Genomic DNA, 25828 nt, shown 5'->3' on the forward strand with positions numbered 1-25828 from the left:
TCTTCTATTGGATATATTTCACCAGCTCAATATGAAGCTGATTTCTATGATAATTTAAAAGAGTCAGGTAAAGTAGCCTGACTTAAACAACTAGTCTCCGATGAACTCGGGGCGATTCACAATTGCAGTTGATTTTCTATTCATGGTTTCTATTTTGTACTTAAGTAAACTCAGTAAGTTTGGCGAAATAGTGGTGTCTGAGTCACAAGTAGCCATAAGGTCATTGATTTTAATATTAAATGTGGCGCACAAAGACTTAACAGATTCAGGAGAAGCGATACCTAGTTTTTCAATGCGCTGAATGGTTCTTAAACTGATACCACTTACCTCAGCTAAGTGTGACTGTGTCCACGCGTTTGACTCTCGGAGGTGTTTTAACTTGTTTTTGTCTAATTTCATTTCCATCGTTTTTCTCTGATAACTTGATACCCCTAAATTATCGAAAGAAACTCCCTGTGCTGTTACGTTATTCTTATGATAACTTGACGTAACTCTCATGTCATCGACAAAGAGTAATAGAGTATCTCTATGATTTTGTGACATATAATTAGCCAACCCAAGTGTGGGTTAGTCTGATCTTAGCTCACATTTTTTGGAGATGCGCTGCTCAAACTATAGGCGCCACTATCCTGAAGTGGCTCCTATGATCAGGTCTTACACGCTACAAACTCTCATGAGGGCCAAACACTTCATATAAAATACGCTCAGGTGCTACACCTAACGATACTAACTGTTGCTTTATCGCTGCCATAAATGGGGTTGGGCCACACAGGTAAAATTCACCTTGTTCGAGCGGTAAATCAAGCTTGCTTTGAGACAATTCGATTCGCCCCGATTGGTCGCCATTTAAGGTATTTTCATACCACACTTCTTTTGTCACATTTTTATACTGTTGTGCTTTTGATTCAATGACTTGCTTAAAGCTATGTTCATTCTCGTTGGCACAAGCGTGGATAAACAACAGTTGATTATCTGTAAGTGTACAAAGTGCTTGCTCAAGCATAGCCATCATCGGTGTAATACCAACGCCCGCACTGATAAATACTTTGTCAGTCAGGGTGTTGCGAAAAATAAAATCACCAGCTGGCGGGTAGAGCAATACTGTGTCGCCAATTGCTAACTGGTGTAAATGAGTAGACACTAAACCATGCTTTTTGACGCTAATTCGATAGGTGTTTTTATTTGCCGATTGTGACAGTGAATACTGGCGAATTTGCGTATAGTCGCAGCTAGGTGGTTGCACACTCAGTGCGATAAATTGACCTGCTTGATAGTTTGTAATGGGCCCACCATCTTTAGGCATCAGGTAAAAGCTTTTAACATTAGCAGACTCTTGCACAATATCACTGATGATAAACGCACGTTGATTGCGCCAGCCACCCACTTGCTGCTCAGTATGCTGATAAAGCCCTTCTTCTTGGGTGATAAACAAATCAGCAAGTAGCGTGTAGGCTTCACGCCATGCTTGCTCTATCTCAGATGTAAATTCGTTTGGGGCCAGCTCCTTGAGTGTTGCTATCAAATGATGACCCACAATATTGTAATGCTCGGCTTGAATATTCAAACTCACATGTTTGTGATTAATACGGCTTATGGCCTCTTGCAGCACAGAGGGGTTATCAATATGTGTTGCATAAGCGGCAATGGCATTAAACAAAGCAAAGTGCTGTTTTCCCGTTTGTTGATTGGTCATGTTGAAAATGTGCTTTAGCTCAGGGTTATGAGAAAACATTCGCTCATAAAAGTGCGCGGTAACGGCACTACCAGCGCCGCTCAGCAAGGGGATAGTGCTTTTAACTAAAGAAATAGTGCGCTCGGATAACATATAAACTCCAAAGGTAAAAAATTAACCACGACGACCGTCAACGCGCTTTTGCGTCAACACGTTAAAGTAGTGATATACAAATAAACTAAAGCCCGCACACCAAAGCGCTGCGCTGTAAAGCCATGCTTGATGAGGACTGATGAAATAAGGTAAAAATGCTCGACACAGTGCACCCAAGGTGATTGTTATAAAGGCGATATTGATGCTCACAGGCACACTTAAAGGTCTTCCGGTATGGCCTAAAGATACCCGAGCCATCATTGCCATGATGGTAAGACCAATGCCGCCTAGCGTTATTAAATGCAGTGCATCGTTAAAATAGATTTGAGTTGTAAAAAAACTGCTGGCAACAAGTGCTAAACCCAGTGCGCTCAGAGCATAGCCTAAATGTAAAGACCACAGCAGAGGTACGAAAATAACGCGCTTTTGAAACCACAAAGCACTACGGATTAGATGCATAAAAGCGCCCAGCGCGATTAGATAACCGGGGTTGAGTGGTAGCTTAAAAACCTGACTTAACACAAAACCAGCGATACCTAATATGCTCGTCCATAGCAGTAAGCGGTCTACTCTTGGCGTACGTACTTGCTGGTTGAGCGTTAGACCACGAGCGGTAAAAAAGGGAATAACGCGACCACCGACGATGCCGATCAGAAGCATAAATAACAGCACGGCAATGTGCGTAAAACTGCGTGCAAGCTCAAAATTATTTTGCAATAAAAGAATAAAAAACAAGACATTAAATGTGCATAAAGCACATAGGATCACAATAAAAATGTAGTTGTTTTTGGAGCTTGCTTGCAGCAGCATACTGCTCAAACATATGATGGCTATCAGCCAAAACGCTGTTTGGCCGCTAAGCACCAAAGCGAGCAAAGAGGGGTGTGCAAAAAATACATAGCGTGTGCCGAGCCAAATGGCAACCAACAATGCAAGCTTATAGCCGTTTACACTGGGTATGTTGGTCCAATTTTGCGCCGCTGTGAGCAAAAAACCAACGGCAACGGCCCCTGCAAAACCAAAAATCATTTCATGTGCATGCCAAAGGGTGGCAGGGGTTGAGCTATCCCAAATTAGCGTGCCTGTTAATAACCCAGCCCAAAGTGCAATGCTTACCACCGCCCAAATGGCCGCGCCCAAAAACATTGGCCTAAATGCCAACATAAAGATTGGCCATTGTTTAACGTCATACCAAGGTGCTTGTTTCGCAATAGGTTCAACTAGGTTTATAGGGCGCATCACTTTACCTCCATGCCAAGTTGATATTGGCAAACACAGCGAATGACGTAACTAAGTTTGAACAACCCCGCCGTGACGATAGTAGAAATATGAAATGCAACTTGCGAGGGTAGTGCAAAGTACCCGGCCAGCGGGTAACTAGCTACAATAGTGGCGGTGAAACTGAGTGCAAAAAATCCTAAAGCAATATTTGCGACTTTTAATAGCTGAGTGGGATTGTGCATGGTACGCCTCAATGACAGATTATCATGCATCTTGTATAGCAGCGTATGTGCCAATTTTTATTTTATTAAAAATCAATTGTTTATATTTTGATTGTTGTTTTTTGTGTTAATTTGACCTATCTTTTCTTTATTCAAAAATAAACATAAGTGTCATTTTGACTTGAAGCCGCAAATACTCTCTCAGTTACTGACGTTAAGTGTTACCTTAACGCGTGCCCAACCTTCGCGCTTGTCTCATACTGTAAACGGGTTTTACAGTGCCGTAATTCAGGCTGTTAAAGCGTGTATCAACGCCGATGCAGTGGCTTTGCTGATTAATCAAAATGACACGCTTATTCCTGTTGCATTAGAGGGATTAACCAGAGATACGTTTGGGCGTCGCTTTGAGCTTACCGCGCACCCTCGTTTAGCAGCAATTAGCCACTCTCGGGGTTCTTTGCGCTTTGATGAGCATTGTGATTTACCAGATCCTTATGATGGCCTATTGCTTGCCAATGATGGCGATTTACCAGTGCATTCTTGTATGGGCTTAGCGCTATTTGATGAACAAGAGCTAATGGCAATAATCACCCTAGACAGCCTAACTCCGGGAAGTTTTGCAAAATACAGCGAGTCGTTTTTACAGCATGTGAACGATATTGTTACCGAGCAACTAAAGTGTGCTTTATACAATGAACAGCTATTGCGCAAGGCCCAACATGGTCATGCTTTGGTTTCTGAGCTAAGCCAAGCTACTCATGATATGGTAGGGCAAAGTGGGGCCATGCAATCGCTTAAAAGTGATATTCAGCTGGTAGCTAGTTCAGATTTTAGCGTGCTTATTCAAGGTGAAACTGGCACAGGTAAAGAGCTGGTTGCGCGTAACATACATAAATACTCTCGCCGCGCTGATCAAGCATTTGTGCAAGTAAACTGTGCATCGCTCCCTGAAAACTTAGCCGAGAGCGAGTTTTTTGGTCATCGCAAAGGAGCATTCACGGGTGCTGATAAGAATCGAGAAGGTAAGTTCATGCTTGCCGACGGCGGCACTATTTTTTTAGATGAAATTGGCGAGTTACCGCTTAGCATTCAAAGTAAGTTACTGCGCGTGCTTCAAAACGGCGAGATCCAACCTGTAGGAGCGGACCAAACAGAGCAAGTAAACGTGCGAGTAATTGCTGCAACCAACCGCAATCTAGAGCAGGAAATTGCACAAGGCCGCTTTAGAGCTGATCTCTACCATCGGTTAAGCGTTTATCCAATCAATGTGCCGCCACTTAAGGCGCGCCGTGATGACATCTTATTATTAGCTGGTTTTTTTGTTGAGCAAGTCAGAAAAAAGCTTGCCCTAAAGCAGCTAACATTAAATTCCAAGCTCGAAAACCTGCTGGTAGAGTACGAATGGCCGGGGAATATTAGAGAGCTTGAGCATGTGATCAGCCGCAGCGCACTCAGAGCAAAACAAGCACAATGGCCTGCGGATATCATTAGTATTGAGCCGAAGTACTGTGAATTGCAAGATAGCAAGCGGGGGCAAAATATCGCTCAACCTACCAGTGCGACTCTTTCAAACCGCAAACCTTTAAAGCAAGCGGTAGAAGATTTTCAACGAGTTGAAATAATAGCGGCGCTTGAAGAAAACGATTTAAATTGGTCTGGCGCTGCTCGACAACTGGAACTAGACCGAGCAAACTTAGTGCGCTTAGCCAAGCGTTTAAATATTCACGTCAAAAAGCATTTGTAAAGGGGGGGGCGCCTGTCGGCTGATATTTGGGTGGCAAAAATAACTCTGTAGCTTAATGCAATTCGCTTAAAAGATCTTGATCTTCGTCAGGAAGACGACATGTTTGGGTTGCGCTGTCTTCTTCATTGCTTTCATCGTTATGAATCTATTACATTATTGCGAACTAACTGGGTCGTTCTAAACCCCTAGCGTTATTCTAAACCCCTCGCGTCATTCTGAACTGGTTTCAGAATCTCATCACCCTAAACGAATGGCAAAAACGAGACTCAGTGACTAGCCTTACATCACTACGATAAAAGCATTGTAATTACAACTGCGATTAACAATGTGAATCACTCTCAATAATGTTATAAGTCGTTTATTTTAAAAGAATATATTAAATATTTATTTAGTGCTAATCAGTCTTGCGACCTCAGTATTTTGAACTAGGTTTAAGGGGCGTATGTTTGTTTTTTAGGGGGCCCCATGCAGGGTAACAAGCAAGTACTTAATGTACTAAACAGGATACTAACATTAGAGCTAACCTCGATAAACCAGTACTTTTTGCATGCTCGCATGTACAAAAACTGGGGCTTGGAAGAGCTTAATGAAAAAGCGTATAAAAAGTCGATTAAAGACATGAAGCAAGCTGATGACTTGATTGAGCGAATTTTGTTTTTAGAAGGTTTGCCGAATTTACAGCACTTAGAGAAGCTGCGTATTGGTGAGCATACTGAAGAAATGCTAGGGTGTGATCTGGCCTTTGAAATGGAGCAAATTCCTGAGCTTAAGTCGGCGATTGCGCTGTGTGAGCAAGAGCATGATTTTGTCAGCCGTGAACTACTTGAAGATATTTTAGAATATGAAGAAGAGTATGTTGATTGGATTGAGGCGCAACAATTCTTGATCAAACACACCGGCATTGAAAATTATCTGCAATCGCAGATTGAGGAGTAACTCATGCAAGGCAATCAAAAGATTATCGACTTGCTCAATAAGCAGTTAACACTTGAGTTAACGTCAATGGACCAGTATTTAGCGCACTCAAAAATGTATGAAGACTGGGGCATTGGTAAACTTGGCCACAAACTAGCTCACGAATATGACGAAGAACTTGATCACGCAAAACATATCATCGAGCGTATTTTGTTCTTAGAAGGCACGCCTGATACCGCGTCTCGCTCACCCATTCATGTTGGTGATAATGTTCAGCAGATGCTCGAAAATGACCTAGCGGCTGAAATGACAGTTGCAGCAAGTTTGAAAAAGATTATCGCTGAGTGTGAAAAAGAGCATGACTATGTGACCCGAGAAATGCTTGAAAAGCTATTAGACGATACAGAAATGGATCACATTTATTGGTTAGAGCAGCATCTAGGGCTGATAAAGCTTATTGGCTTGCCAAACTATATTCAAAGCCAAATGGGCGGTGGCTCGCCAGACTAGCGCTCTTAAGATACAAGTACCTTTGTATGGTGTGTACCATACAATCTCAAGCAGCCTAGTTTAGGCTGCTTTTCTGTTAATGCTTTGCGCTTAAAGCCAACTGTGCTGTATGGTCGAGCAAGCTAGTATCCCCAGCTTTTCCATGTCCAGGCACAACCAATTTAATATTAGGATAGCGAGCCTTTAAATTTGCTATGGATTTAGGCCATTGTTTAACATCTGCATCAGTTAGGTTACCCAAGTTTGTGCTACTAAGGTTTTTGGCAAAGCAGCCTGCAAAAAGAATTTGCTGCTCTGCAAACCAAACAACAACATTATCCTTGCTGTGGCCTGCGCCAGGATGAAAAACCTCAATCCGATCATTGGCGATCTTATCGCTTGGTGTATCAATAGAGTGACTTGCTAGCGCTCGCTTGTGCTTCCTAAGTAACTGATTGGTTGCTTTGTTTGCGTAAGTAGTGATGCCAATCTTGTTTAAATACTCAATACCACTACTGGCATCTTCATGAAAATGACTAATAATCGCGCCCTTGAGTGTTAGGTGATGTGTTTTAACCCACTCAACGAGTTGTTTAGTGTCTTCCTCCGTCCATGGCGTATCAATAATATACGCGTCACTTTTATCAACAATCACTAAACCATTGGCAGCCACCATCCCCCAAGGCATTATTTCTTGATAAGAAACATGCTGATAAACATTTTCAGAGAGTTTAAATATGGAAATTTCAGGCGCACTATCTTTGGCTATAGCCAAGGCTGAAAATAGTAACGTGAATAGTAGAATTATATGCATGTTTGGGCCTCATAAATCTCAGTGTAGGATAGAAGAATTTGCCCACACTTTTATTGCTTTAACCTGTAAAGGCTCGATATTGCTGCATAAAAGCGCAGTAATATCGAACAAATTACCTTCTTTGAGGGTACGTAATGTAAGTGAGCACAACTTTTTAACACTTCAAAACTTTTTGTCTAACTAAAAATTTTATTCTAATCATAGATATATGAACATCAGATGTATTCATTCATCACAGTTCTAGGCGGTAACGATAAAAACTTTAGTGCACGGCAAATGCGACTGAATATCCCCACACATACTTGCAATAGCAAACATAGATTGCAATGCGCAAAAACAGCTGTATTATAAATCGAACGTTCGTTCTATTTTTGTGGATTTATGAGTAAAGGTAAGCAAACAAAACAGCAAGTGTTGGCGGCGGCATTACAAATCGCAACGAGTAAAAGTTTTAATGAGTTAACGATTGGTCGCCTTGCTACAGCTACGGGCATGTCTAAATCAGGGCTCTTTGCTCACTTTAATTCAAAAGAAAATTTGCAATTGGCTGTGCTGGACTATGCCGAACAAATTTTTATTGAAACCGTTGTTATTCCTACCAAAGAAGAGCCATCACCGCTGGCAAAATTATTGAAAATTTGTGAGCTTTGGCAAGGTTGGTATAGAGAGCAAGCGTATGCTTGTATTTTTATCAGTGCCGCTGTGGAGTTTGATGACCAACCTGGAGCGGTACGAGATCTTGTTAAATCACAACTTTTAGAACTTTTACATTACCTCAATGAACTGGTTGTTGAAGCAATAGCAAAGAAAGAGCTGGATGCGCACACTAACGCAAAGCAATTTACCTACGAGTTATATTCACTCTATCTGGGATCACAACATATGTCTTGGGTAGGTTTTGAAGACAATACACATTCTCGGTTTCATTTGGCTCTGAAACAATTGGTTGAGCGCCACACAGGAGAGAAAAATGAGCAGTAAAATATACTTTTCAAAAAAATCAGTACGCAAACCTTTAAGCTACTATACAGTTAAACTAATCACAGGTTCGATTGCATGTGTTGCCCCAAGATTAGGCAATAAACTGGTACAAAAGTTATTGCTCACACCGGTTCGTCATCAATCCAAAGTTGAAAAACCTGCCGCTATGCAAGAACATAAGCTAGATTTATTAGACGCTCACATACATGTTTATGAGCTTGGCAGTGGGCCTGTTGTGTTGTTTACACATGGCTGGTCAGGTAGCGCAAGCCAATTTTACCCATTAATGGAAAAGGTCGCTTCGTTAGGATTTAAAGCGGTTGCCTTTGACCATTATGCGCATGGCAACAGTGCCGGAAAGCAGGCAAATCTTCCGCTTTTTGTTAAGGGCGTTGCAGCCGTACAAAAACATATTGGCGCACCTGTTGCTGCGGCTATCAGTCATTCTATGGGCTGTATAGCGGCACTTAATAAAGTCACTACAAAGGCACATATATTAATTGCTCCGCCTTTTGATTTTTATACTAATTTTGAGAAGCGAATTCTTTCAACCGGCATCTCCAAAAACCTCTTTGAAGATTTAATTCAGTCTGTAGAAAACGAGCATGGCATGCCCTTTAAAAGCCTATTACCAGAGCTACACCTCTCCAAGCATAAAAACATATTTATGGTGCATGATTTGGAAGATAAATTTGCGTTTCATCACCTTAGCGAAAAAGTAGCAAGGCAATTTCCACACTTGAAGTTAGTGAGTACTCAAGGGCTTGGGCACAGCCGAGTAATTAATGATGAGCTCACTTGGCAATCTATTAAAACACAGTTAACGGTGTTGGTAGCTTAATTGTCGATATGCCTTGATATGGGTGCCGATTTGGCACCATCGTATGATTTATTGGGCAATAAAATCTATATTTAAAACCATGTATCAACTACAAATTATAAGAAAATGCGCTATTTTTAAAGTTATCGCTAACTGAACATTGCGCATATGAGACTTAAACTCTGGCTTCTACTGTTATTTTTTATGTGTACGTACGCTAGTGCAGACGACAGCACACGGGTTTTAAAAATATATCACGACTCTGATTACTCAAATCACAAGGCATCTGCAGATGCGATGAAAATGGGCTTCATGGCAGCCTTGGGGGAAATAAATAATGAAGTTCAAGGGTATAAATTAGTTTTAGTTGAAAAAGATCACCGAGGTAATAGCAATCGTAGTTTTTTAACGATGAGGCAGTTTTTGGCAGACCCAGATGCGATTGCCATACTCGGCGGACTGCATTCTCCGCCATATATAAAGTATCGCAATTTTATCAATGAAAATGGCATTTTACTGCTCGTTCCATGGGCCGCAGGTGGACCAATAACTCGCTATCCCGATGGCGAAAATTGGGTTTATCGCTTATCGATTGATGATACCAAAGCTGGGTTTAAGTTAGTTGAACATGCGCGCCAAGCTTTGCAATGTAAGTCTATGCATGTGCTTTTAGAAAACACCGCTTGGGGTAAGTCAAATCACAAAACAATATCAGCAACAATTGGTGATGATAGTCAAATAGAAGTGACTTGGTTTAATTGGAATACTCAGCAAAGTAGTGCACGGATTATTATCCGAGATATCATCAATAGTGGCGCCGACTGTATCATATTTGTTGGTAATGCAGTGGAAGGAAGCCACTTTGTTAATGCAATGGCAAGCTTTCCTGAGTCTTCTCGACTACCTATTGTGAGCCATTGGGGAATAACCGGTGGTAATTTCCTCGCATCAACGAAAGATGCGCTACAACAAGGAGTGAAGCTACACTTTATTCAAAGTTGCTTTTCATTAAGAGATTATAAGCAACTCCCTCAGGCTCGAAAAGCTGTTGAGTCTGCCAAAGCGGTTTTTCCAAAGTTATCTGAGAAGATAGAAGTTTTGCCTGCACCAACGGGGTTTATACACAGTTATGACCTTGGTAGGCTTTTTGTAGCAGCAATTTCAAAAATCGCTATATCAGGCGACATTAAACAAAATCGCTCAGCTTTACGTCACACTTTGGAAAATATTAAAACCCCCATATCAGGACTGATAAAAACTTATCGTTCGCCATTTTCTCCTTGGTCTGAAAAGCATGATGATGCCCATGAGGCCTTAGGATTAGAAGATTTTTGTATGGCGCAATATGCTGATGATGGAGGGGTTACTTTGCTATCAGAATTAAAAGCAGGAGCACAATGACAAGTCAGTTATTAGGAAAGTGGCAGAGGCTTAGGTCAAATAAGCTGTTTTATGCATTTATTATTCTGAGCTTACTGCTCTCTATACTCGTTAGCATCTTTTTAGTGGGTCAGCAGGCGAGTCGTTCCGTGACCGAATTACAAATAAATACTAGCCAGGTTGAAGCAAAGCTTACAAAAAACTATCTGCAGCAATTTATTGAAACGCGGGAGCAATTGCTGTTTGATTTGGCTAATCAACCCTTGGTTGTTCAAGGTGTTATGGGTAGTGGTACGTCAAGAGCATCCTTATCAGACTTTCTTGATGGGCAAAGACTTTTAGGTCGAAAAGCGCCGATTAGAATCGTTAACGTACTCAGTGATACCGTGTATACCGGTAACTTTAATGATGATTTTGTAGATAACCAAACGCCATGGCTACAAAAGGTATTAAGCGCAGAATATAGTAAAGCGATTGTGCTGGTAAAAAATACGGATCCACAGCTGCTTAAAATTGCGGTGCCTATTCGTTATAACGGCTTTACGGAAGGTGTGTTGATTGCAGGGTTTGAGATTGACTTAAATGAGGTGTTACTTTCAACGAAACAAGACTACTCCACGGCGGTTTCACTAAATGGGGAGTGGGTTGAGTTTAGTAATCAAGACTCACAAAGTAGTTATATCAGTATTGATAAAGAAGTTATTGGTGATACAGGAATAAGCTACGAATACTTTGTTAAAACAAGTTGGCTTGATAACGAAGTCATGATGTTTCAAAAGAGTATTGGCTGGTCAATTATACTGAGCTTGAGCTTATCGTTTGGGCTGCTATTTATGTTTGGTCGGCATTTGCTACTAAACCCTTTTAGGCGCCTTGAGAAATCAGAACATCAAGCAAAAGCGAGTGAAGCAAGGTATAAATTGGCTGTAACAGGCAGTCATGACGGTTTATGGGACTGGGATGTAGAGCATCATGAGATTTATTTTGCACCGCGTTTTAGGGAGCTTTTAGGATTTGACAAAGACGATGTAGATAGCTTTGCAAATAAGTTGTCTGCACTTGAAGAGCGAATTCATGAGCAAGACTTCCCCCGTTTGAAAGAAGAATTAAAAAACCATTTTAAGTACAGCAAACCGTTTGATATAGAGCTGCGTTTGCAAACATTTTCTGGAGAGTATCGATTTTTTCGTGTCAAAGGCGTTGCGCTAAAAGATAGCACGGGTAGGGCATCGCGCATGGCAGGTTCGTTAACTGACATCACCGAGCAACGCTTGTTTCAAGGGGCATTACAAGAAGCTAAAGCGCACAATGATATGCTTGCCGAGGCGATAGAGTCGTGTACGGTGGGTATTTCAATTGCGGATGCAACCCAGCCAGACTTTCCTCTGGTGTTTGTTAACCGAGCATTTTGCGATATGACGGGGTACGACAAGCGAGTGTTAGGTACAAATTGTCGATTTTTACAAGGTGAAGACACAGCTGTAGAAGCTGTAACACAAATGAGGCAGACAGTAAAAAATCGCCATAAGCTGCAAGTCAAATTACTGAATTACAAAAAAAATGGCGACAAATTTTGGAATAGCCTTCAGTTGTCCCCCGTATTTGATAAAGCTGGTAAACTAAAAGCTTACGTCGGGATCCAGCAAGACATTACCGACAGAGTTGAATTTGAGAAAACACTTGAAGAGGCCAAATCTGCGGCAGAGCAAGCAAGTCAGGCAAAAAGTGAGTTTTTGGCATCAATGAGCCATGAAATTCGCACTCCAATGAATGGCGTCCTTGGCATGCTCAATTTGTTACTGAATGGTGAGTTAAATAAAGAGCAACATCACCGTGCGCGCGTTGCATTAAATAGTGCTACGTCATTACTTTGTTTGATCAATGATATTTTAGACTTTTCTAAAGTCGACGCAGGTAAGCTAGAGCTAGAAGAATTAGAATACGATCTCAGAGGTATGCTTGGGGAGTTTGCAGAATCTGCCGCTATGCAAGCTCAGCAAAAGGATCTTGAGCTCATATTGGATATGACTGGTGTTGATGAGTCGGTAGTCAGAGGCGACCCCGGACGGTTAAGACAAATTCTTACCAATTTAGTGGGTAACGCAATTAAGTTTACGGAGCATGGTGAGGTTGTTGTTACTGCGAGTTTGCAAAAAATCGATGACGAACAATTACGGTTTTGCTGCGAAGTTAAAGATACAGGGATTGGTATAACTAAAGCGCAGCAACAAAAGCTGTTTCAATCATTCTCTCAAGTGGATGCATCAACAACTAGAAAGTATGGTGGCACTGGATTAGGCCTCGCCATAGTTAAAAAACTATGCGAACTAATGGACGGGCGAGTGTGGGTAACGAGTGAGCCTGGCAAAGGCAGCTGTTTTTGTTTTGAAGTACTAATGAAAGCAAGTGCCGTATCGGAGCATGTTATACCAGACATTAATATGTCAGAGCTGCATATTTTAGTGGTTGATGACAACGACACCAATCGAGAGGTTTTAACCACACAGCTTCAGCACTGGGGCGCACATACCTACGAAGCAGCGTCGGGCCCACAAGCCTTACGAAGATGCGAAGCGTATGTTAGTAAAACAGGGTATTGTTTTGATATTGCATTTTTGGATATGCAAATGCCCTATATGGATGGTGCGCAATTAGCCGAAAAACTCAAAGACAACCCCAGCTTTAATAAAATGAAATTGGTCATGATGACGTCAATGAGTACTCGAGGTGATGAACAGTATTTTGCCAAGCTCGGTTTTGCTGCGTATTTTCCAAAACCGGCCACAACGTCAGATTTATTTGCCGCGCTGTCCATCGTTGCTGATAATGGTCAAGCTTTGGCACAAGCGCGACCTCTAGTGACATCTGGTTATATTAAAGCGCTGCAAAAAAATGCAGTCATTGACCCTAAACAAATTGAATGGGATGAGTCAATTCGCATCTTGCTGGCAGAAGATAATCAAGTGAACCAAATAGTGGCAACCAGTATGTTGCAAAAGCTTGGGCTCAAGATGGTTGACGTTGCAGCAGATGGACAAGAAGTATTGAGCCTACTTAAACAGCGCCAAGACGCAGATAAATACACCTTATTGATAATGGATTGTCAGATGCCAGAGTTAGATGGCTATCAAGCAACGCGGGCGATTAGAAATGCAGAAGCAGGGCAGTGCTATGCAAACGTCAACATTATTGCAATGACCGCCAATGCGATGGTTGGAGATAAAAACAAATGTTTGGAAGCGGGTATGGACGATTACATTGCCAAACCCATTGCTCAGGACATATTACTTGAAAAGCTTATGCAGTGGTTACCCCATACACTTAAGGCATCTGGCACAAAATAGTGAAGCATGTAATACTGTATAAAAAAACAGTTTGGTGTGCTTGTGCAAAAACAGCTTCCGCAAAAATACTATCTTGATCATTTTAATGAGTTTGTTGCTTTTACCAGCAAGCATAATCTGCATTTGCTAGATGACGAACATAAAGTGTTATTGGCACAAATAGCTAGGCTAGCAGAAGACGAACAGTGTTTAATTGTCAGGTTGTTAAATCGTAAATCGAGCTTTATCGCTTATTCGTCTATTAAATACGAAGAAATCAATGATATTGAGCAGTCGCTAGCTGGCTTGTTTAAGCAAAGTATGGTGGCAAGTGTTGATGCCGCACAATTTACACCGTGGCTTGAGATCATTACCAAACCTGAACTGATATCGCTGTGTGAATTAAGCGAAGTCGATAACAAACCCCCTCGCAGTGCAAAAAAGTCCCTATGGCTGGATTTTGCGCGTGTGCACTTATCATATGCTGATGTGGCGCATCACGATGTATTAAATAGTTATCTATATGTAAGTATTGCTGCGCAGTTTGAGTACTTTTTATTTTTATTTTTTAATCGATTAGAGTCCAACTTAAGCCACTTCTCGATGCGAGACTTAGGGGTTATGAAAACCCATGGTCAAGTGAATGGCACAAGCTATTTTGATAACAAGCAGCATGCCCTGCACGCCTATCATTACGCTAAGCAAGGCCAACAATTAAAAAGCATTAATGCTTCACAAAGCATTGCAATGGCTGAGACGCTTTTATCTCAAAGTCTGGATATTGAGCTTGGTGAGCACGCCTTGTTGAGAAAAGAAAAGGTGTTGTACAAACTCGCATGTATGTTGGAAAAATCACACCCAGAGTTAGCCTTATCATTGCTTGAGCGCTGCCAAAGCGCAAAAGGGCAAGAAAAGCTGGTTCGTTTATTATATTCACTGGGTGAAATTGAGCGCTGCAAATTATTGCTTGAAACTATTCTTGCCACTCCAAATGATGAACAGTTGTTGCTGTTTGCAAAGGACTTTTTACTACGCAAATATGGACAAAAGCGCACCTCTATCTTAACTGATTTACTGTACGAAAATGATCAGCTCATTGCCACAGATGAGGCCTATAAAGGTAACACCGAGCAGGGGGTTATTGCCTATTACGCTAACGGTGGCCAGCAAGCATGGCATACCGAAAACCAGTTATGGTTGGCATTGTTTTCACTGGTTTTTTGGCAAGAAATATACGAGAACGAACTAAGCATGCCTAGCAATGAGTTTGAACGCTATCCTCAATTGCTGAAATTAAATCGCTTCTATGAGGTACTTGGCCCCGAAATCGAACAAAAGCTGGCGTATATTAGTCAGTTATCAGACTTATCAAAGTGGCTGCTAAAACAAGCTGCTTTCTCTTTTGGCAAGCCTGGCTTGTTATTTATATGGTGCGATGCGCTCTTAGAACAATTACAGGTACTTGTTAAACACTCAAGTATGACTGCGATCACTAAGTTATTGCGCTCAATGAGCAAAGATTTTCATAATCTAAAAGATGGTTATCCAGATCTAATGGTGCTTGAGCGGAACACCTTAAGATTTGAAGAAATAAAAGCCCCAGGTGATGCTTTGCGCCGTAATCAGTTGGTATCTATTAACCGTCTTACAGACTGTGGCTTTGCTGTGAGGGTACAAAGAACCATCTGGCAATTTGACCCAAACCAAACATATGTGGTGGTTGATTTGGAAACAACGGGTGGCAAAAAAGAGACTGATAGAATAACGGAAGTTGGCCTTGTAAAAGTGCAGCAAGGTAAAATTGTGTCAAAGTGGCAAAGCCTCGTGAATCCACAGCGACACATTCCAAAATACATCACGCAACTGACCGGTATAGACAATGCAATGGTTGCAACGGCCCCGAGGTTTAGTGAGATTGCACAAACCGTCAGCGAGTTTTGTGAAAACGCTATATTTGTGGCGCACAATGTTAACTTTGATATGGGATTCTTAAAGCAGGAATTTCAACGTTTAAATATCGCATTTAGTAAACCCAAGTTGTGTACTGTTCAGCTTGCTCGTAAATATCTGCCGGGCTACTCATCTTATTCGCTGGGGAATCTGTGTATAGCTTTGAATATAGAGTTACATCAACATCACAGAGCATTGGATGATGCTTTAGCTGCTGCGAAAATACTACTTTTGATAAATGATGCAAGAGCGTGCGAACAGGTCGTTAATTAGGCTAGGCTAACAATCCGTGTTTTGTATATTTAATCTTTTGCAACTAAAGTTAAGAGTATTGATAAGCGATGTGATGAGGTTGTATTGCGCTTACTATTATTCATGGCGGCGATGTTGGCCAGCTTTACAGTAGTTGCTCGCGTTGTGAACCCTGTTGGTATAATGAATGAGGCGGAAGATTACCTAACAGTAAATCCTGCCCACTCAATCGTATTGCTTGAACAAATAGAAGCACCCGATGAACTCCCTGATAACTTATTTCTTCGGTGGCATTTGATTATGATGCGAGCTTCAGTGCCTACAAATCAACTGACCAGATTGATGGACTCTCTGGAAAAAGCTTTTACTAAACAAAGCACGCCTTACTTTAAAAATAATATTACTTCAATAACCAGTGCGCTTGGTATTTGGTTACGCAGGGAGCGATATTATCAAGATGCGCAAACGAGCTTAGATTGCTCGTTTAAATACGCACAAAATGATCGACAGCGCTTGACTTTAACCAATAGCATGGCGTTAGTAGCGCGCGAGCAAGGCGCTTACAAAAAAGCGCGTAACCTGTATGCGCGCTCTAAGTTGCTCGCTGAGCAGATGCAACAAACTCCGGTGCTTGCGATGATAGAAAATAACCTTGGCATCATAGCGTTAGATCAAGGCAATATTAACGAAGCCGAGCAACTGTTTCGTAAAGCATTAAGCGATTACCAAGAAATTGATAAACGCTCAGGAAAAATTTCGGCGGGTATTAATTTATTGTTTGTATTCGTAATTAAAGAGCAAGTGGTAAATTATCAGCGCTTGATTGAGTCGACTTCTAAATTAACCGCTATCTTCCCAAATCAATCCAAACAGGCCTTGTTGTTATGGCTAAACGCGCGCTTTGAGCAACTGCAGGGCAATGAACCTGATGATAAACTTAAGCTAGCGCTTAAAGTTGCTTATGAAGAGTTACAAAGCGACAAAGTTAAAGCGCAGGTGCATAAGTACTTAGCACCTAAGCTTAATGTCGATGTGAGCTTGCCATTACAGAGCGCAAAGCAAAACTTTGCAGCAAGCTGGTTTAGCGCGGTAGAAGCATGTAATTGGGACTAGCGCTAAAACATTCGCACAAACTGCGCTAAAATAGCGCCAAATTATCCTTGGTTAATCCCTCTTGTCAGCTTTTTCTGTTAACGTGTTATTTAAAGCGCTGAGCTATTCTTTATCTCGATGTAACTGGCTATTAATCGCCTTAGTGGTGTTATATTTGGCCAGTAATAGCGGTTATTTTATGTTTTTAACGATAGCCAGTACGGCTTACTTTGCGACTATCAATGTGTTGTTTATTTGGTTGTTTTGGTTAGATAAGCGCAGGGCACAACACGCTGCGCAAAGAGTCAGTGAAATAAGCCTGATATGTTTGTCTGGCTTGGGTGCAAACATTAGTATGTTTGCAGCGCAAAAGCAGCTACACCATAAAACACAAAAACAGGCCTTTAATGCCAAATTATGTGCGTTAACGCTATTGCAAAGTGCATTGCTGCTTTGTTTGTGCTATTGGTTATTCATTTAATAATTCTGGCGCATATTCATCAATAAGAGACCACCGTTTGGTCGTTTTTTGACTGCCTTGGCCTAAGATCCAATAACGATAGTTCGCGTTAACTTGGCCGCTGGCTTGTTGGATATCTAACCAAGCATTTAAGTAGTTCAGTAGGTCGTAGTTACGTTTGGCAACCGCAAACCCCGTTGGATATTTACTTACCCCACCTTGAGGCACAATCACCCCAAACTCTGGGTAAAACATGCTCCAAGCAAAGCCCGCTTCGGCGCTTATTACCAACGCATCGTACTTTTCAGGTTGATTAAAATAGGCTTTAAGGTTCGCCAGTTGTTTAAACTTTATGTTGGGCATATCTTTGCTGACCTTGGTAAGTAGTGGCCCATACTCAACATGAGCAAACGTTAGGTTTTGCTTTTCAATTTGGCTAAGGGTGGCAAATTTATCTAATTGATGATCTTTGGCCAGTAATGCTAATTGCAGTTGTAGCACTTGGTCGCTAAAGCGCACTTTGGTTAAATCAGCCACGTTTATCTCAAGCCCTGACATAGCAATATCAAAATAGCCTTTGTTGAGATATTCACTAAGCTGATGCTTTTTAAACGGGATAAATTCAACCTTTACATTAAGGTCTGAGGCTAAGCGATGAGCAAGGCTGATATCAAACCCAACTAATTCATTCTTTTGGTTAAAATAACTAAATGGCACATTGTCTATCAGGTAGCCTATACGTAATAGGTTACGCTTTTTAATAACGTCAATGTTGGTCAAAGACAACTCGCCACTTTGATAGGCTTTAGGCACATAACTTAAAACATGGCTTGGGACTTTATCGGCGACCACCATATTGGCGATAACTTCATCTGCAGCTTGGGTCTTTTTGGCTAAATAACTATTAAGTGTGTAGCTAGCCAGCATAAATGCAGGTAACAAAGCACTAAATAAGGTTAAATAGTATATTGAGCGTAACCGTTTTAGATGCAGCTGTTTACGACAGTAAAATATACTTAGCAATACAAAAGCAAAGATATACACCACCGTAGTTGGTGAGACCACTTTTGCGGTTAACACCGACATGGATAAGTACAACTGATAGCTGTCTGCGGGGATCTTTAGGCTATCTAGCATAAATGGAATAGCCAAGTGTACATTGGCGAAATAACTTAACATGGCAGAGAGTGTCACATTGGGAATGTCAGCAAGCCCCACAGGGTTACCTGTGAGCCACCCTGCAAACATCACGAAAATAAGCGTTGTTAACTTACCCAAGCTTGGGAACGTATAGGCAATGGGCACTAGCACTTCAGCAATATGGTCGGCCTGCTCATCGGCCTTTTTGATATGTCGTAAATGCTCTTTTATGCCCTCGGTGATGACCGGTAACACGATAAACACATTGCCAGTACTAAATGCGGTTATCCACGCGTTGCGCATTACCATGATCAAAGCGCGATACTTTATGGGAGTGAGCGCGGCCACCAACATCGGCAATAACACCAGCATCAAGTAAAGGCCAAGACATAACACCAATACCCAATACACTTGCAGATTATTTAGCTCCTCAACGCTTAGCGTGCCAGCGGTGCTTGCGGTCATGGCGAATATACCAATGGGGAAGATACTAATGACTTTTTTAGAGATAACCGTTAGGCCTTGCCCAATTACGTCAAGAAACTCTAACACCGCGTTTTTACGCTTGTTGGCGATCAGTGCCATCCCTAAAGCGATACAAAATATCACGATAGCGGGCACATTACCTTCGGCTAACGATGCGAATGGATTGGCGGGAATATACTGCTGCGCAAAATCAATCTCACTGTTAGCGGTAACCAAAGTTGGTGAGAAAAACGTGCCCGCATCATGATGTTGTAAAGTAAAGGTAAAGCACCAAATAGCAAATAAACCCACGCCCCACAAGCACACCATCACCGTTGCCGCTTTGAGTAAAATGCTACGTACTTGCTCTGGATTAAACTTACCTAACCCCACAATGAGGCTGACAACGATATAAGGGAAAATGGTGATCTGCATCAGTTTGACAAAACCAGCCCCGATAGGCTGTAAAAATGCCACGCGTTCACCAAAAATAAGGCCCGTGGCAATGCCTAAAATTAAGGCCCATAACATCCAATTGCGATTTTTTATAAACTCTAACAGCGCTTTCATAATTGATAATAACGTAACTTATTGTGCTTATAAGCATAATAGAAAATGAAAAGAGCGGGGATTTTACGCTTCAAAGCTGACTAGAAGGTGAATTAATGACAAAACTACAGGCAATACTCAGAAACACAGAGGGTTTACGTTGCTTCTGAACTTTTGAATTTACCAGTCTTTGCCAAACAACAGTGCGCCGCTGCCTGTTTCACCTAATACATCATCGGGGTTGTAAATTGGGCAGTTGCTCATAGACAAACAACCGCAGCCGATACAACCTTCAACTTGGTTCCTGACTTTTTGCATATAGGCGATTTTTTCATCTAGCTGCTGTTGCCAGGCTTTTGCAAGCTTGGCCCAGTCTTCTTTGGTTGGCGTGCGGCTGTCGGGGAGCGTGCTCAGTGTTTGCTTTATTTCTTCAAGAGTCACCCCCATTTTTTGCGCCGCTTTGATAACTGCGATGCGCCGCAATACGTCAGGTTTGTAGCGGCGCTGATTGCCGCTGTTTCGCCAACTGCGGATCAGCCCCTTTTGTTCATAAAAGTGCAGTGCCGAGACTCTTACGTCACTGCGTTTGGCAACATAACCGGGTGTCAGGTTGGCATCTTGTAATCGCTTAGCGTTACTTGTTGGCATCTTTTTTTGTCCGTGTTTTCCAGCCTGTATATTTGCCATGCACACCGCGGGTCAGATTGGTAAAGCTAGATTCAAGTATATCTACACCATACAAAATACCCACAACAATAACTGCCAGCTTTATAGCGACCAAGGGCCCTACAACAGCAATAGATACGCCTATGGCAGCGAGCATCCAAATGGTTGAGGCTGAGGTCACACCCACGACCACACCTTCTTTGGATAGCATGACACCAGCGCCTAAAAAGCCAATTCCCGTGACAACTTGGCCAATAATTCTCGATGGATCAGCTACTTCGTTATTTACTTGAATCGACAGCATGATAAATGCGTAAGTACCTAGCACGATGAGTGATGAAGTGCGTATTCCTACGGGCTTACCGCGTAGTTGGCGCTCAAGTCCAACGATGGTGCCAGCTAAAATTGCGGCGCCGATATCGGGCCAGCGAAGAGGGGCAATACTAAATAAGGTTGCTAAGTCCATGAACATCAAGTTGTAACAAGTTAAACCATGAGTTTAATCGAATTTTTGTAGCTATGACAGATGCGAATATGAAAAAAGCCCAGTTAGATAAACTGGGCTTGTGATCATAGGGAGTGTGTTAATTAAAAGCTGTAGCTTACGCTGAATTTTATGCTGCGAGGCATGATGTAGCGCCCGTTAGGTGAGTTAACGTTTCGTGGATCACCTTCGGTGATCCCTTGCTCATCGGTCAAGTTATCCGCTGCAAGTTGTAGTTTTACGCCTTCTGCTGGTTCAACAATTAAACCTAAGTCTAATTTTTCATAGCCTTCAAGTACTACGGTGTTTTCATTATTACCGTAACGGTCGTCAACCGCTGAGAATGTGCCGTAAACAGTTGCAAACATGCCCGCTAGCTCAAAGTCGTAGCTTGGAGTGATACGCAGCTGCCAGTTTGGTTGGCGTTGGCTGTCATGGCCTTCATTGGTTGGGCTGTCGGTTATCTCCGCATCTTGTATGGTTGCGTTAAGGTTTACCGAGAGGCCTGACTCATGGTTATAGTTGTAATCAAGCTCTAATCCTAATGCTTCGTTGGTTAAAATCTCTGCAGGTGCACCAGGTCGGCGTACAAAGGTATCGCCCTTTACTTCATTTTTAAATACCGTCGCAAAGAAGTCGGTGTTATCTCCCATAAACTTATAGCCAAGCTCTGCTTGCGTTACTTCTTTTAATAGTCGGTTGCCAGCTTGGTACGTGCCGTAGTTGTCTCTAAAGTCATCAAAGTAAGGCATTTTGTAGCCTTTATTGACGCGTGCGAATACGCCCATATCATCGGCTAACTTATAATCGGCACCGATAGTCCACGAGGTTTTACGCTCACTGTAGTCAACCACCTTATCTATGGTGCTATTAAGGTCTTCATCTACTGAATAATCTACTTGGTGACGCTCAGAGCGCAGCCCTAAATCTAGGGTTAATGTATCGGTTGCTTTATAGCTTTGAGTTGTATAAAAAGCCAAAGTTTTAGCATCACCTGTACTGTTTATATCGTAATTCCATGCACAGCCTTCAACCGATGAATTACACTCAATGCCATCAAGCATTTCACCACCAGGTGCTAGCACGTAATAGGCTGCGTTACCTAGGCTCCACCAATCTTTTGCTGACGTTGACGCACTGTAAATACCAAATGCACTATCAAGTTTGCCAAAGGTTTTGCTAAATGCCAGATCGTTGGTAAACGACTCGATGTCTTTTAATACCACCCAGCGGCCCATGCTCTGTACTTCGGTGTCTGCTGAATAGGTTTTGCCTGTGACATAACCTGTGGCATCAACGCCATTGTCTGCTACTTCACTTAGAGTCGTTGCAGTTCCTGCGGGTACTAGACCATAGGTATTGGCATCGCCTTGAGTAAGACTAAAGCGGTCAATAAAGTGCCAGCCATTTTTTAACTCTAACTTGATGCTGCCGCCAGATACATGGCCTTTCCAGCCGCGGCCTTCGCCAAGGTCAATTTCCATCGCTTGCGCGCTGGTGCCTGCATAAATAGTTGCTTGACGATTAAGAGTACCTAATTGCGTATATTCGGCGTCTACTCCGTCAACATTCAATGGGGTAGGTAAATACCATGCCCCCGTATCGTCGGTTTGACGGGTATAAAGATTGATTTCACCGTTGTCTAATTCTTTGGTGATATTAATAGTGACTTGCTGACCACGTTCAGATGTGAAGCCTGCATCACGAATACCCGATGAGCGCTTGATATAGCCACCGACCATGTAATACAAATCGTCACTTAGCTCGCCACTGAGTACCGCATCTAAACGCTGAAGACCATAGTCGCTGGTGGTGTACTTGAAGGTACCTTCGGTGCCTTCATGGCCGCGCTTAAGTTGAAAGTTGGTCGTTAAACCTGGTTGACCATTTGAAACCACAGGGTTTGGACCACCGCGCAGAGCTTCCATCATGCTGATGGTTTCGTCTAAGCGAAATATCGAAGAGTTTTCTAAAAAGGACAGTGTTGGTGCCGGATAAACCGGTGAACCTTGCAGACTTACGGTGAGAAATGGGGCATCACCACCACCTGGAAAGCCACGAACAAATACATTAGCGCCAGACTCACCACCTGAGCTTTCCACCCAAATACCAGGGACTGCTTTTAGTAAGTCGGCGGTGCTTTTAGGTGCCAGTTTATCGATTTTAACGGCATCGATATTGGTTACAGCAAAACCAGCGTCGATTTTTCGAATTCCGCGACCACCGGCGGTACCTGATACAACGATAGTTTCGACTTTTTGTTCTTTGCTTTGGGTGTCTTGTGCTATCGATTGGTTACTCAAAACTGCAGCAATGGCTGAAGCGAGCAGTGAGTATTGCTTGAGTTTGCGCATGGGAAAGCCCCTTTTGTTGTCATATGGTTCATATCATTGTGTGCGCCACTCCTCAAAACTTAGCCGTAATAACCAAGTTTGTAACCCAACAGAGAGGAGTTTGCAGATGGCGCTGAAATTAAAATAGAGGTTATTGCAAACGTTTGCAATAATTTTGATGTAACTTTTTTTACATGTTTTGCTTTATTGCTTTTCGTTTTAATGGCAATTAAATAACATGTTCAGTTCGGTAATATGCTATTTTCCAGAGATTTAGTATGCTTTTTAAGTTTTATAAGTAAGGTGATAAAGGGGTTTTTGTGGCGCAAAAAAAATTAAAACTGGCTGATTTAGCCAAACTTGCTGGCGTTTCAACCTCAACCGCATCCAGAGCGCTTAACAATAATCCTGTGATTAAGCACGCTACCAGAGAGCATGTGCAACAGCTTGCTAAGCAGCATAATTTTAGCCTCAATACCGCGGCAAGTCGCTTAAGGCTGCAAAAAACCAAAGTGATAGCGGTGGTGATAAATCTAGACGCCAACACCGAGCAATCGATAGACGACCCATTTTTGTTAAAGGTAGTCAGTGATATAAATCAAGCGGTTAATCGCCAGAGTTATGAGCTATTGCTATCAAACTCTTATATGGCAGGTGACGATTGGCATGGTTATTTTATCGATGGTCGACGTGCCGATGGCTTGATAGTGGTAGGTCAGGGCAAGCACCAAGGTCGTATCGAATTAGCTGCTAAGCTTGGCGCACCGCTGGTGGTGTGGGGCGACCCTAAAACCCCCAGCAATTATCCAATAGTGGGTAGCGATAACTACCTCGGCGGTTTACAAGCGACAGAACACTTGATTGCTAAAGGGGCTACTAAGTTATTATTTTTAGGCGACCCAGGTCATGCCGAAATTAGTGAACGTTTCCGTGGGTTTAATGCTGCGATTGCGCAATCACGGGCGCTGGCACAGCCACAGACCATTAAAATCGATATCACCAGTCATGCGGCATATGATGCAATCAATCATCTTTTGCGTGAACAAGGTCTTAACTTTGACGGTATCTTTGCATGTAGTGATATGGTTGCGTTGGGGGCGCTCAAAGCTCTAAAAGAGCGCTATATCAGCGTGCCTAATGATGTTCGTTTGGTTGGGTTTGATGATATCGCCATGGCAGATGTAAGCCATCCCTCTTTAACCACCATCAAACAAAATACACAATTAGCAGCTAAAATACTGGTCGATAAATTGTTAGCACAGCTAAACAATGAAGTAGTTGATTCGCAAGAAATAGCGATTGAACTATGTTGCCGCCAGTCTAGTTGATAGCTTAGTTTGGGTTGCTATCTGGCGAGTAAATTATTTTGCAAACGATTGCAAAATAATTTTGCGAGGCTAGACTTAAATTCATTCAAAGTTAACGAGTTCAGCTTATGACGGGTGCACCAACTACACTAACCAATGCATCGCGAGCGCGTATTATATTTGCCATGATGGCATGTTATTTCTTATTTGCGGTTTTGCTAAACAGCGTTGGGACCGTTATTTTACAGTCAATCAACACTTTTAATGTGAGCAAAACGCAAGCGGCGGGGTTAGAGGGGTTTAAGGACTTGTCTATCGCCTTGATGTCGTTTTTAGTTGCTTCCATGATCCCCCGTTTTGGTTACAAATTAGCGTTGCTAGGCGCTTTGGCTGCGGTGATGCTGATTTGCTTAATCACCCCGCAGTTAGGGCAGTTTTATGCTTTCAAGCTGCTTTTTGCTGTGGTGGGTTGTGCGTTTGCAGTGGTAAAAATCAGTGTTTATACATTAGTGGGTCAACTCAGTGATTCGCCCTCGTCGCACTCTGCGCTACTGAACACCATAGAAGGGATGTTTATGGTGGGTGTATTGAGTGGCTATTGGATATTTAGTTTTTTTATTACCGATGAACCTTCAGCGCTTAACTGGCTAAATGTGTATTACGTTTTGTCTTTGTTAAGCTTGGTCTGTTTATTGAGCATTTTACTAGCGCCGATTAAAAAACAAGCTTTACCAGCTGGAAGCAGCATTGTGAGCGAATTTACCGCAATGCTTAAGCTCAGTTATCAGCCATTGGTGCTGGTGTTTATTATTTCTGCGTTTTTATATGTTTTAATCGAGCAGGGCGTAGGTACTTGGTTACCCACGTTTAATAACAAGATTTTGCATCTGCCTGTGGATGTAAGTGTGCAGCTCACCAGTATTTTTGCGGCAAGCTTAGCAATAGGGCGATTGCTCGCGGGGCAAATACTAAAAGTGTGTCATTGGTATACGCTTTTGAATGTCTGTTTATTGGCGATGGGGGCACTTATTCTCCTTACCTTGCCGTTAACACAAAACGTCTCTGCTCAGGGGGTTACCTCGGTTTTTAAAGCGCCACTTGCCGCTTATTTGATGCCGATGATTGGCTTGTTTATGGCCCCTGTCTATCCAGTTCTAAATTCGGTTATTCTCAGTAGTCTTGCCAAACATCAGCAAGCGTCGATGACGGGGATGATCGTTATCTTTTCTGCATTGGGCGGTACAACTGGCTCAATTCTCACTGGTTATATTTTTGAGCATTTTAGTGGTCAACATGCATTTTATTGTGCCTTGGTTCCTTTGTGTTTACTGATTGTTTCTGTTTATTTGTTCAAACAGCGCAGCACTCCTGCGCAAGCTGTCACTGCTTAAGAGGTC

At 42.3% G+C, this 25828-nt stretch carries 21 protein-coding genes; 12 read left to right on the top strand and 9 right to left on the bottom strand.

The window, feature by feature from the left end:
* Positions 1-90: 90 nt before the first annotated feature.
* The 4 genes from HC733_RS11915 to HC733_RS11930 form a co-directional block, all read right to left on the bottom strand.
* Positions 91-543 (bottom strand): helix-turn-helix transcriptional regulator, encoded by a 453-nt coding sequence (locus HC733_RS11915; RefSeq protein ID WP_238937532.1) that lies wholly within the window; start codon positions 541-543, stop codon positions 91-93.
* A 118-nt stretch (positions 544-661) separates the two neighbouring features.
* The gene (gene hmpA, locus HC733_RS11920; RefSeq protein ID WP_190365267.1) at positions 662-1825 is read right to left on the bottom strand and encodes an NO-inducible flavohemoprotein; all 1164 of its coding nucleotides are present in this window, start codon (positions 1823-1825) and stop codon (positions 662-664) included.
* Positions 1826-1846: 21 nt separating this feature from the next.
* Complete coding sequence (locus tag HC733_RS11925; protein ID WP_190365318.1) at positions 1847-3064, bottom strand: NnrS family protein; 1218 nt, start codon at positions 3062-3064, stop codon at positions 1847-1849.
* Positions 3064-3288, bottom strand: a complete 225-nt coding sequence (locus HC733_RS11930) for a hypothetical protein (protein ID WP_190365268.1) — start codon at positions 3286-3288, stop codon at positions 3064-3066. Before HC733_RS11930 ends, HC733_RS11925 begins: the two co-directional genes overlap by 1 nt.
* 160 nt (positions 3289-3448) lie before the next feature.
* On the opposite strand from HC733_RS11930, the gene norR reads away from it, so the two are divergent.
* The 3 genes from norR to bfr (HC733_RS11945) all read left to right on the top strand — a co-directional run bounded on the left by norR (position 3449) and on the right by bfr (HC733_RS11945) (position 6436).
* Entirely contained in the window at positions 3449-5011 is a 1563-nt protein-coding gene (norR, locus tag HC733_RS11935; RefSeq protein ID WP_190365269.1) for a nitric oxide reductase transcriptional regulator NorR, read from the top strand.
* Between the two features lie 465 nt (positions 5012-5476).
* Positions 5477-5947, top strand: coding sequence for a bacterioferritin (gene bfr, locus HC733_RS11940; RefSeq protein WP_190365270.1), 471 nt, complete (start codon positions 5477-5479; stop codon positions 5945-5947).
* Between the two features lie 3 nt (positions 5948-5950).
* Positions 5951-6436: a bacterioferritin gene (bfr, locus tag HC733_RS11945; protein ID WP_190365271.1), complete on the top strand. Its 486-nt coding sequence runs from the start codon at positions 5951-5953 to the stop codon at positions 6434-6436.
* A 76-nt stretch (positions 6437-6512) separates the two neighbouring features.
* On the opposite strand, the gene bla is transcribed toward bfr (HC733_RS11945), so the two are convergent.
* Positions 6513-7229 carry a subclass B1 metallo-beta-lactamase gene (gene bla, locus HC733_RS11950; protein WP_190365272.1) on the bottom strand — a complete coding sequence of 239 codons (717 nt, stop codon included), beginning with the start codon at positions 7227-7229 and terminating at the stop codon, positions 6513-6515.
* Positions 7230-7610: 381 nt separating this feature from the next.
* Between bla and HC733_RS11955 the strand changes: the two genes are divergently transcribed.
* From HC733_RS11955 to HC733_RS11985, 7 genes are all read left to right on the top strand, one after another.
* Complete coding sequence (locus HC733_RS11955; protein WP_190365273.1) at positions 7611-8210, top strand: TetR/AcrR family transcriptional regulator; 600 nt, start codon at positions 7611-7613, stop codon at positions 8208-8210.
* Positions 8200-9051: an alpha/beta fold hydrolase gene (locus tag HC733_RS11960; protein ID WP_190365274.1), complete on the top strand. Its 852-nt coding sequence runs from the start codon at positions 8200-8202 to the stop codon at positions 9049-9051. Before HC733_RS11955 ends, HC733_RS11960 begins: the two co-directional genes overlap by 11 nt.
* A gap of 183 nt (positions 9052-9234) precedes the next feature.
* Positions 9235-10431, top strand: coding sequence for an ABC transporter substrate-binding protein (locus HC733_RS11965; protein WP_238937533.1), 1197 nt, complete (start codon positions 9235-9237; stop codon positions 10429-10431).
* A complete protein-coding gene (locus HC733_RS11970; RefSeq protein ID WP_190365276.1) occupies positions 10428-13754 on the top strand; it encodes a PAS domain-containing hybrid sensor histidine kinase/response regulator in 3327 nt (1108 codons plus the stop codon). Before HC733_RS11965 ends, HC733_RS11970 begins: the two co-directional genes overlap by 4 nt.
* Positions 13755-13796: 42 nt before the next feature.
* Positions 13797-15956: an exonuclease domain-containing protein gene (locus HC733_RS23535; RefSeq protein WP_190365277.1), complete on the top strand. Its 2160-nt coding sequence runs from the start codon at positions 13797-13799 to the stop codon at positions 15954-15956.
* 84 nt (positions 15957-16040) lie between these two features.
* Positions 16041-17048 (top strand): tetratricopeptide repeat protein, encoded by a 1008-nt coding sequence (locus HC733_RS11980; RefSeq protein ID WP_238937534.1) that lies wholly within the window; start codon positions 16041-16043, stop codon positions 17046-17048.
* A 61-nt stretch (positions 17049-17109) separates the two neighbouring features.
* Positions 17110-17508: a DUF1294 domain-containing protein gene (locus tag HC733_RS11985; RefSeq protein WP_190365278.1), complete on the top strand. Its 399-nt coding sequence runs from the start codon at positions 17110-17112 to the stop codon at positions 17506-17508.
* Here the strand turns inward: HC733_RS11985 and HC733_RS11990 are convergent.
* From HC733_RS11990 to HC733_RS12005, 4 genes are all read right to left on the bottom strand, one after another.
* Complete coding sequence (locus HC733_RS11990; protein ID WP_190365279.1) at positions 17497-19662, bottom strand: cation:dicarboxylate symporter family transporter; 2166 nt, start codon at positions 19660-19662, stop codon at positions 17497-17499. The two genes, HC733_RS11985 and HC733_RS11990, sit on opposite strands and share 12 nt — an antisense overlap.
* A gap of 159 nt (positions 19663-19821) precedes the next feature.
* The gene (gene soxR / locus HC733_RS11995; RefSeq protein WP_190365280.1) at positions 19822-20289 is read right to left on the bottom strand and encodes a redox-sensitive transcriptional activator SoxR; all 468 of its coding nucleotides are present in this window, start codon (positions 20287-20289) and stop codon (positions 19822-19824) included.
* The gene (locus HC733_RS12000; protein ID WP_190365281.1) at positions 20276-20773 is read right to left on the bottom strand and encodes an MgtC/SapB family protein; all 498 of its coding nucleotides are present in this window, start codon (positions 20771-20773) and stop codon (positions 20276-20278) included. Before HC733_RS12000 ends, soxR begins: the two co-directional genes overlap by 14 nt.
* Before the next feature lie 122 nt (positions 20774-20895).
* Positions 20896-23145 carry a TonB-dependent receptor gene (locus HC733_RS12005; RefSeq protein ID WP_190365282.1) on the bottom strand — a complete coding sequence of 750 codons (2250 nt, stop codon included), beginning with the start codon at positions 23143-23145 and terminating at the stop codon, positions 20896-20898.
* A 299-nt stretch (positions 23146-23444) separates the two neighbouring features.
* Between HC733_RS12005 and HC733_RS12010 the strand changes: the two genes are divergently transcribed.
* Positions 23445-24452 carry a substrate-binding domain-containing protein gene (locus tag HC733_RS12010; protein ID WP_190365283.1) on the top strand — a complete coding sequence of 336 codons (1008 nt, stop codon included), beginning with the start codon at positions 23445-23447 and terminating at the stop codon, positions 24450-24452.
* Positions 24453-24559: 107 nt separating this feature from the next.
* Positions 24560-25822 carry an MFS transporter gene (locus HC733_RS12015; RefSeq protein WP_190365284.1) on the top strand — a complete coding sequence of 421 codons (1263 nt, stop codon included), beginning with the start codon at positions 24560-24562 and terminating at the stop codon, positions 25820-25822.
* The last annotated feature ends 6 nt before the right edge of the window (positions 25823-25828 follow it).

The sequence above is a fragment of the Pseudoalteromonas sp. S16_S37 genome (genome assembly GCF_014694405.1).
In the GTDB taxonomy this organism is placed as follows: Bacteria; Pseudomonadota; Gammaproteobacteria; order Enterobacterales; family Alteromonadaceae; genus Pseudoalteromonas.

Excerpts from the sequence above, each read along its gene's own strand:
- HC733_RS11915 (WP_238937532.1), bottom strand. The coding sequence starts at position 543 with ATGTCACAAAATCATAGAGATACTCTATTACTCTTTGTCGATGACATG.
- hmpA (WP_190365267.1), bottom strand. The coding sequence starts at position 1,825 with ATGTTATCCGAGCGCACTATTTCTTTAGTTAAAAGCACTATCCCCTTG.
- HC733_RS11925 (WP_190365318.1), bottom strand. The coding sequence starts at position 3,064 with ATGCGCCCTATAAACCTAGTTGAACCTATTGCGAAACAAGCACCTTGG.
- HC733_RS11930 (WP_190365268.1), bottom strand. The coding sequence starts at position 3,288 with ATGCACAATCCCACTCAGCTATTAAAAGTCGCAAATATTGCTTTAGGA.
- bfr (WP_190365270.1), top strand. The coding sequence starts at position 5,477 with ATGCAGGGTAACAAGCAAGTACTTAATGTACTAAACAGGATACTAACA.
- bfr (WP_190365271.1), top strand. The coding sequence starts at position 5,951 with ATGCAAGGCAATCAAAAGATTATCGACTTGCTCAATAAGCAGTTAACA.
- bla (WP_190365272.1), bottom strand. The coding sequence starts at position 7,229 with ATGCATATAATTCTACTATTCACGTTACTATTTTCAGCCTTGGCTATA.
- HC733_RS11955 (WP_190365273.1), top strand. The coding sequence starts at position 7,611 with ATGAGTAAAGGTAAGCAAACAAAACAGCAAGTGTTGGCGGCGGCATTA.
- HC733_RS11960 (WP_190365274.1), top strand. The coding sequence starts at position 8,200 with ATGAGCAGTAAAATATACTTTTCAAAAAAATCAGTACGCAAACCTTTA.
- HC733_RS11965 (WP_238937533.1), top strand. The coding sequence starts at position 9,235 with ATGTGTACGTACGCTAGTGCAGACGACAGCACACGGGTTTTAAAAATA.
- HC733_RS11970 (WP_190365276.1), top strand. The coding sequence starts at position 10,428 with ATGACAAGTCAGTTATTAGGAAAGTGGCAGAGGCTTAGGTCAAATAAG.
- HC733_RS11990 (WP_190365279.1), bottom strand. The coding sequence starts at position 19,662 with ATGAAAGCGCTGTTAGAGTTTATAAAAAATCGCAATTGGATGTTATGG.
- soxR (WP_190365280.1), bottom strand. The coding sequence starts at position 20,289 with ATGCCAACAAGTAACGCTAAGCGATTACAAGATGCCAACCTGACACCC.
- HC733_RS12000 (WP_190365281.1), bottom strand. The coding sequence starts at position 20,773 with ATGGACTTAGCAACCTTATTTAGTATTGCCCCTCTTCGCTGGCCCGAT.
- HC733_RS12005 (WP_190365282.1), bottom strand. The coding sequence starts at position 23,145 with ATGCGCAAACTCAAGCAATACTCACTGCTCGCTTCAGCCATTGCTGCA.
- HC733_RS12015 (WP_190365284.1), top strand. The coding sequence starts at position 24,560 with ATGACGGGTGCACCAACTACACTAACCAATGCATCGCGAGCGCGTATT.